Annotated in this window: 1 protein-coding gene; it reads left to right on the top strand. The window is 53.6% G+C overall.

The window, feature by feature from the left end; all coding sequences use genetic code 11:
• On the top strand, window positions 1-1187 hold a 1187-nt coding region (locus BUC32_RS20085), incomplete at both ends, for a mechanosensitive ion channel domain-containing protein (RefSeq protein WP_139280825.1).

Below are 1187 nucleotides of genomic sequence, written 5' to 3' on the forward strand. Positions count from 1 at the left end.
CAGGCGCTGGGTTTTGTCGAAGGGATCGAACGGTTCTCGGAAACATTGGGTTCGGTTTCATTTCGCAGCCCCGAAACAGTCTCGGTTGTTGCCGCGCCAATTATCGTTGTCGCCGCTGTATTGTTATGGCGTTTAGCGGGCCTTTTGCATGCCGGTAAGCTTGGTGTCGCTGTGCCGGGCGATCAGGCAGCGTTGCCGTCTACTGATGGTTTTACCAGCCTTAACAAAATTATCGTTTTCGTTTTACGCGCCGTGGCGCTTATCTCGGTTCCGCTCGTGCTGCTGGGCTATGTTTACCTTGCAAGGCAGATATCCGACGCGATGGTCATGACCGCCGCAAATTTGGGCATCGCACTTTTCCTGTACTCGATCTTAACAGGCAGCATCCGCGCTCTGACCAGCAAAGGCAGCGCCGAGTCCGAGACCACCCTGCCATTGATGCCATTCTTCGTGGGTCTTTTGATTGCCACGCTTTTGCTGCCTGTATTGGCGATCACATGGGGCGCGCGGCCCTCGGACGTTTTAGAAGTCTGGCGAATACTTACTGTGGGGGCAGATGTTGGCGGAATGCGTTTGTCGCTAAGCGTCATTTTCTCACTGGTCTTCGTTTTCTTTATTGGCGTCGTTATCACACGCTGGATGCAACGTGGTCTTCGCGAGACCGTCCTACCCCGCACAAAGATGGACGCTGGTGCGCAGAATGCGTTGATTACGGGGCTTGGCTATGTCGGGATGACTTTGTCTGCGCTGATTGCCGTATCCGTTGCCGGGCTGAATTTGTCCAACTTGGCCGTGGTGGCCGGGGCATTGTCGGTTGGCATTGGCTTCGGGCTTCAAACAATTGTGTCGAATTTTGTTTCGGGCATTATTCTGCTTATTGAGCGCCCGATTGCCGAAGGAGATTGGATCGAAGTCTCTGGGCATTCTGGCATCGTCAAAAAGATTGCAGTTCGTTCGACGCAGATTGCAACTTTCGACAAACACGACGTTATTGTGCCCAATCAGGATTTGATTGGGGGGGCGGTCAAGAATATGACCCTGTCTTCCCGCATGGGGCGCTTGATTATCCCAGTTGGTGTCGCCTACGGAAGCGATCTCGAGAAAACCAAAGAAATTCTTGAAACGGCAGCGGCTGATGAGGGCAGTTTGGTACAACATCCCGCGCCCAGTGTCCTGTTTCGCGGGTT

Source organism: Shimia gijangensis (genome assembly GCF_900142085.1).
Classification (GTDB): domain Bacteria; phylum Pseudomonadota; class Alphaproteobacteria; order Rhodobacterales; family Rhodobacteraceae; genus Shimia; species Shimia gijangensis.